This is a genomic window from Streptomyces sp. NPDC002888 (assembly GCF_042888465.1).
Lineage (GTDB): Bacteria > Actinomycetota > Actinomycetes > Streptomycetales > Streptomycetaceae > Streptomyces.
Genome location: NZ_JBIAPU010000008.1, coordinates 331608 through 337953, shown reverse-complemented (window position 1 = coordinate 337953; position 6346 = coordinate 331608). Strand labels below are relative to the sequence as shown.

The window sequence follows — 6346 nt, the reverse complement described above, 5'->3', positions numbered from 1 at the left end:
ACGAGGACGGCTTCTTCACCGGCCCCTCCCTCCTCGACCACGTCACCACCGAGATGGACGCCTACAAGGAAGAACTCTTCGGCCCCGTCCTCGCCATCGTCCGCGCGGAGAGTCTCGACGAAGCGATCGCGTTGATCAACGCCAACCCCTACGGCAACGGCACCGCCCTGTTCACCGCCTCCGGCGAAGCCGCCCGCCGATTCCAGCGCAACATCAAGGTCGGCATGATCGGCATCAACGTCCCCGTGCCCGTCCCGATGTCCTACTACTCCTTCGGCGGCTGGAAGGACTCCCTCATCGGCGACTCCCCCATCCACGGCCCCGAAGGCATCCGCTTCTACACCCGCCCCAAGGTCGTCACCACCCGCTGGCCCCAGCCCACCCAGCACACGACCGCAGGCTTCAACTTCCCGACCTCCAACTGACGTTCAACGTCCCTTCCCCAAAGGACACGCCATGACCACGTCCGCCAAGCCCATCTCCGTCGCAGTGATCGGGGCCGGCATGGCCGGCCGCAGCCATGCGGCCGGATACCGCAACGTCAACACGGTCTTCGGAGCCGGTCTGCCGCCCATCCGGCTGGCCGCGATAGCGGACGCCAACGTCGCGCTCGGCGAGGATGCCGCCCGGCGTTACGGCTTCGACAAGGCGCTGCCGAGCTGGGAGGCCGTCGCCGAGGACCCGACGATCGACGCCGTCAGCATCGTCGTCGGAAATGATCTGCACCGGCCGATCGCCGAGGCGCTGGTCGCGGCGGGCAAGCACGTGCTGTGCGAGAAGCCGCTGGCCGGCTCGCTCGACGACGCCCGCGCCATGGCCGAGCTGGAGCGCTCAGCCGAGGTCGTGACCGCTGTCGGATACACCTTCCGGCGTTCGCCCGGCATCGCCGCGATCCGTGACCACGTGCAGCGCGGTGAGCTGGGGGATCTGACCCTGTTCAGCGGCCGCTACTGGTGCGACTACGCCACCGACCCGAACGGCCCGCTGAGCTGGCGGTTCAAGGGCGGTCCCGGTTCCGGCGCGCTCGGGGACATCGGCTCGCACGTGATCGACGTCGCCGAGTACGTCGCCGGGCCCATCGCCTCCGTCTCCGGTGCCACGCTGTCGACGCAGATCCCCAAGCGGCCCCTGCCGCTGGGCGCGGTCGTCGGGCACAACGCGGCTCCCGTCTCCGACGAGTTCGGCGAGGTCGAGAACGAGGACACCGCCTCCTTCACCGCCCGCTTCGAGTCCGGCCTGGTGGGCACCTTCTCGGTGTCGCGCACCGGCTTCGGCCTGCCCAACGGGCTCGCCTTCGACGTCCTGGGTGTCGGGGGCCGAGCAGCCTTCGACCAGCACCGGCCGGCCGAGTACCTCTTCGACGACGCCCAGCCCGAGGCCCGTACCCGCGGCGCCCGCACGATCATCGCCGGACCGAACCTGCCCTACTTCGCGGGCGGCGTCCCGATGGAGGCACCGGGCGTGGGCGCCAGCAACGCCGACAACTTCACCTACCAGGCCCGCGCCTTCCTCGACCAGATCGCGGGCGTCACCGACCCGCGCCCGGCCTGCGCGACCTTCGCCGACGCCCTGCGGACCATGGAGATCATCCAGGCGGTCGTCCACTCCTCCCGCAACGACGGGGCCGCCACCGCGGTTCCGCCCGTCGCCTGACCACCCCCCGCACTCAAGGAGAAGACACCCATGGCCCTCAAGCTCGGCGCCTACACCGCCTGCCTGCACGACCGCACCCTCACCGAGGCCCTCGACATCCTCAAGGAGAACGGTCTGACCTCCGTGGAGGTCAACACCGGCGGCTTCATCCCCTCCCCGCACTGCCCCGTCGACCTACTGCTGTCCTCGGCCGCCGCGCGCGAGGAGTACCTGGCCACCTTCGCCGACCGCGGCATGGAACTGACGGGCCTGAACTGCAACGGCAACCCCCTCAACCCGCTCCCGGGAGTCGGTCCCAAGCACGCCGACGACCTGCGCCGCACCATCCGCCTCGCCGGCTTGCTCGGCGTGAAGCACGTGGTGACCATGTCCGGCACGCCGGGCTCCGACCCCGACGCCAAATACCCCTCCTGGGTCGTCAACCCCTGGGACGGCGTCTACATGGACGTCCTGGACTACCAGTGGGGCGTGGCCGTCGAGTTCTGGAAGGAGATCGACGCCCTCGCCCGGGACAACGACGTCCGCGTCGCCATCGAGATGCACCCGCACAACGTGGTGTTCTCCCCCATCACCCTCAAGCGGCTCGTCGACGCGGGAGGCCTGACCAACACCGGTGCCGAGATGGACCCCTCCCACCTGATGTGGCAGGGCATGGACATCGTCGCCTCCATCAAATGGCTCGGCCCGCTGGTCTTCCACGCCGCCGCCAAGGACGCCACCCTCTGCCCCGGCGCCGACATCCGCGGCGTACTGGACACCTCCTTCACCCGCGTCCCCGCCGACGCACCCGGCAAGGTTCCCACCGGCTACGGCTTCTGGTGCAACGCCTGGCCGGAGAACCCGGCGTGGAAGTTCGTCGCCGTCGGCGAAGGACACGACGTCCCCTACTGGACGGAGTTCCTGCGCGCCCTCGCCGAGATCAACCCCGACATGGCCGTCAACATCGAGCACGAGGACGCCGCCTACTCCCAGACCGAAGGACTCGCCCTGGCCGCCAAGAACCTCCACGCAGCCGCCACAGCCCTCTGACCCGCACCCCTACGTCGTCCCGCCCCCGGCTCGGTTCGTCATTCGTCCCGAAGCCGGGGGCTGGGCAACGGCGTCCCCCCCTGTTCAATCGGCCGCCCGTCACATAGTCGTTGTGGACGTGGGTCTCCACGACGTGGGAGACGCGTACGCCTCTGCGGGCGGCCGCGGCGATCACCCGGTCCACGTCCCTGGGCGGGTCGACCGCGACGGCCGTGTGCGCGGCTCCCGCGAGGCAGCCGTGGTTGCCGAGCCCTTCGGTCTCGATGGTGTCGATGAAGAACACCTGGACGCTCCCTTCCTGTGGCCATTGTCCGCCCGGCGCTTCAGTGACGGTCTCGACTACCCCGGTGACGTTCGGTGACACCACGGATCCACTCCCTGGCCCCGCCCACCGCCCGCCCACCGCCCGCCCACCGCCGGCTCACCGTGGCCGCCGTCGGCCACCGCCAGGCAGGCGCCACGTGACCGAGAGTGCACTGCTTCTTGTCCCCGAGCGCAGTGCACGGCGGCGTTTCCCCGGCCGGGCTTCTACCCTGCTGCCAGGGGGTTGACGGCAGGGGGTTGCACGGAGTTGAAGCGGTTCGAGGTACTGGGTCCGATGCGGGTGTGCGAGGGGGAGAGGGAGCTCGATCTCGGGTTCCCCCAGCAGCGTGCCCTGCTGGGCCTGCTCCTGGTGCAGGCGGGACGGCCCGTACCGGCGGGCGAGATCGTCGACGTGCTCTGGTCGGAGCGTCCGCCGGCCAGCGCACTGAACGTGGTCCGCCGTTACGTCGGCGCGCTGCGGCGGCTGCTCGAACCCGACCTGCCGCCCCGGGCCCCCGGCCGCCGGCTGCTGCGCCGGGCCGGCGGCTATCTGCTGGAGGCGGGGGAGGACGAGGTCGACCTGCTGCGGTTCCGTGGCCTGACCAAGCGGGGCAAGCGGGCGGCCGCCACGGGCAGGCCCGAGGTGGCGCTGCGGCACTTCGTCGAGGCGCTGGGCGAGTGGCGGGGCCCGGTGGCGATGGGGATCCCCGCGTCCGTACGGGAGCACGCCGTGTTCGCCGCGGTGGAGCGCGAACTCGTGCACACCACGGTCATGGCGGCCGACACGGCGCTGCTGTGCGGCAGGACCGAGCCCGTCCTGTCCCGGCTCCGCCAGGCCACAGAGCTCGACCCCCTGAACGAGTCGCTGCACGCCAGGCTCGTCATGGCCCTCGCCGTCTGCGGGCTGCAGGCCGAGGCGCTGGCGGCGTACGAGGGCGTACGACGGCTGCTGGCCGAGGAGTTGGGGGTGTCGCCCGGCGCGGAGCTGGCCGCGGCTCACACCCGGGTGCTGCGTCAGGAGCTGCGGCCGACGGGTCTGGCATCCGGGCCGGGCACGCGGGCGGCGCCCCCCGAGGTGTCGGAGCCGGTGGTTCGGCCGGCCCAACTGCCGCCTGATCTCATGGTGTTCACCGGTCGGCGGGCCGAGCTGGGCAGCCTGCTGGAGGTCACCGAGGCGGCGGTCGACTCCGCCGGGGCGCCCGCGACGGTGCTGATCGGCGGGATGGCGGGCATCGGCAAGACCACGCTCGCGGTGCGCTGGGCGCACGAGGTCGCCGACCGGTTTCCGGACGGTCAGCTCTTCGTGGAGCTGCGTGGCTTCGACCCGTCCCGGGCGCCCCTGGACCCGGCCGAGGCGCTGCGCTGCATGCTCGCCGCGCTCGGTGTGCCTCCCGGTCGGCTGCCGAGCGGCCTGGACGCCCTCGCGGGGCTGTACCGGAGCGTGCTGTCCGGGCGTCGGCTGCTCGTCCTGCTCGACGACGCCTTCGAAACCGACCAGGTACGGCCGCTGCTGCCCGCGTCGCCGGGCTGTCTGACGCTGGTGACCAGCCGCAACGGCCTGCCCAGTCTGGTCGCCTCGGGCGCCCACCCGTTGCGCCTGGGGCTGCCGTCGGCCGCGGACGCGCGGGCCGTGCTGGCCCTGCGCACCGGCCCCGAGCGACTGGCCGCCGAGCCCGCGGCGGCCGACGAGATCATCGCGCGCTGCGGTCGGCTGCCGCTGGCCCTGGCCGTCGTGGCCGCCCGCGCCACCGGCCGCCCGGACTTCCCGCTCACGGCCATCGCCGCGGAGCTGCGGGAGTCCCGGGGCAGTCTCGACGCGTTCGCGGGACCGGCGGGTGCCGCCGACGCCCGTCTCGCGTTCGCCTCCTCCTACCGCTGTCTGCCGCCCGAGAGCGCCCGGCTGTTCCGCCTGCTGTCCCTGCACCCCGGCCCGGACCTCACGCCGGACACGGTCGCTGCCCTCGCGGGCCTGACCGCCCGCACGGCCCGCCTGATCCTCGACGACCTCGCCGACGCCCACCTAGTCACCGAACACGCACCCGGCCGGTACGCCCCGCACGACCTGCTGCGCGTGTTCGCCGCCGAACTCACCGAGGCGCAGGACTCCCTGACGGATCGGCGGGCCGCGCGGCAGCGCCTGCTGGACCATTTCACGCGCACCGGCCGCGGGTAGTGCCGGCTCGTGGGCGCCGCTGTCACTCCGTTGTCACTTCTTTTGCACATCCGCCTTTCTACGCTCCGTTCGAAGTGAACGTCGATGTGAACGGTGGTTTGTTCGGTTGGCCTCGGAGGCGACGAAAATGAATGGGACGGTGTGCCGGATGCCGATGGGTCTGGACGTCGTCGTCACCGGTGCGCAGCCCGCACGGCTGCCCGGAGAGGGGCCCTGGTCCCCCGGGCGCCCCTTGGTCGCCCGGGCGAGCGGCGAGTACCTCTTCGTCGGCATACGTGGCGGCGGCCGGGCCGTGGACACACCGGAGCGCGCGACTCCCCTGGTGGAGCCCGGGGACATCTGCTTCTACGACGCGGACCGGCCGCCCCAACTGGGCTTCCCGGAGCACTGCCGGCTGAAGGTCTTCCTCGTGCCGCGCGAGGCGCTGGGGCTTCAGGAACATGACGTACAGCGGGTGCTGGCGGCGCCGGTGAGCCGGTCGTCCCAACTGGGTGCGCTGCTGTCGCCGTTCCTGTCGGAGCTCGCGGACACGGTCTCCTCGTCGCAGCCGTCGGTCGGCGAGATGCTCGCCTGGAACGCCGTGAACCTGCTGGCCACCCTGGCCGCGGACCAACTCGGCCAGGACGCGGCGGGCCTGCCCGAGGCCCGGTCGCCGCTGCTGTCCCGCATCCTGCGGTTCATCGACCTGCATCTGGCCGACGCGGACCTCTCCCCCGAGGTGATCGCCGGGGCCCACCACATCTCGGTGCGCTACCTGCACAAGCTGTTCCAGGACGAGGGCACGACGGTCGGCCGCTGGATCCAGCGCCGCCGCCTCGAGGAGTGCCGCCGCGACCTCCTGCACCGCGTCCGCCGCCGGCAGACCATCGCCGCCGTCGCGGGCCGCTGGGGCTTCCTCAGCGCCACCCACTTCAGCCGCGTCTTCCGAGCCGCCTACGGCATGTCCCCCAGCGAGTGGCGCGACAGCGCGGGCCGCGGCGCAGGAGCTCCGGCCCGGTAGGCGGCACGGCGCCACGACCGACAGTCGGCACACCCGCCAACCAACGCGCGCGGAAGCCCGGCAAGCGGAAGCTCACAAGCCCGGCGGACGGAAGTGTGGGGGCTCGGCCCGCAGGCGGGGCGGGGCCGGTTGCCGGCAGGGCGCCCTGTGCCGGCTGTTGGCCGGGGCCCCGCACTGGCCGGTCGGTC

At 72.3% G+C, this 6346-nt stretch carries 5 protein-coding genes and 1 pseudogene; 5 read left to right on the top strand and 1 reads right to left on the bottom strand.

Annotated features, from left to right (window positions below; translation table 11 throughout):
* The 3 genes from ACFYWX_RS16330 to ACFYWX_RS16320 form a co-directional block, all read left to right on the top strand.
* Window positions 1-425 (top strand): aldehyde dehydrogenase family protein (locus tag ACFYWX_RS16330; protein ID WP_389424664.1); only part of this gene is annotated, 425 nt, incomplete at its 5' end.
* 31 nt (window positions 426-456) lie between these two features.
* Window positions 457-1653 (top strand): Gfo/Idh/MocA family protein, encoded by a 1197-nt coding sequence (locus tag ACFYWX_RS16325; RefSeq protein WP_389424663.1) that lies wholly within the window; start codon window positions 457-459, stop codon window positions 1651-1653.
* Window positions 1654-1683: 30 nt separating this feature from the next.
* Complete coding sequence (locus ACFYWX_RS16320; protein ID WP_389424662.1) at window positions 1684-2682, top strand: sugar phosphate isomerase/epimerase family protein; 999 nt, start codon at window positions 1684-1686, stop codon at window positions 2680-2682.
* 91 nt (window positions 2683-2773) lie between these two features.
* On the opposite strand, the pseudogene ACFYWX_RS16315 reads toward ACFYWX_RS16320, so the two are convergent.
* A pseudogene (locus tag ACFYWX_RS16315) lies at window positions 2774-2965 on the bottom strand (MBL fold metallo-hydrolase); the annotation flags it as partial.
* A gap of 288 nt (window positions 2966-3253) precedes the next feature.
* Here ACFYWX_RS16315 and ACFYWX_RS16310 point away from each other — a divergent pair.
* Both ACFYWX_RS16310 and ACFYWX_RS16305 read left to right on the top strand, forming a co-directional pair.
* The gene (locus ACFYWX_RS16310; protein WP_389424661.1) at window positions 3254-5158 is read left to right on the top strand and encodes a BTAD domain-containing putative transcriptional regulator; all 1905 of its coding nucleotides are present in this window, start codon (window positions 3254-3256) and stop codon (window positions 5156-5158) included.
* Between the two features lie 148 nt (window positions 5159-5306).
* Window positions 5307-6158, top strand: coding sequence for a helix-turn-helix domain-containing protein (locus ACFYWX_RS16305; RefSeq protein ID WP_389424660.1), 852 nt, complete (start codon window positions 5307-5309; stop codon window positions 6156-6158).
* Window positions 6159-6346: the final 188 nt, after the last annotated feature.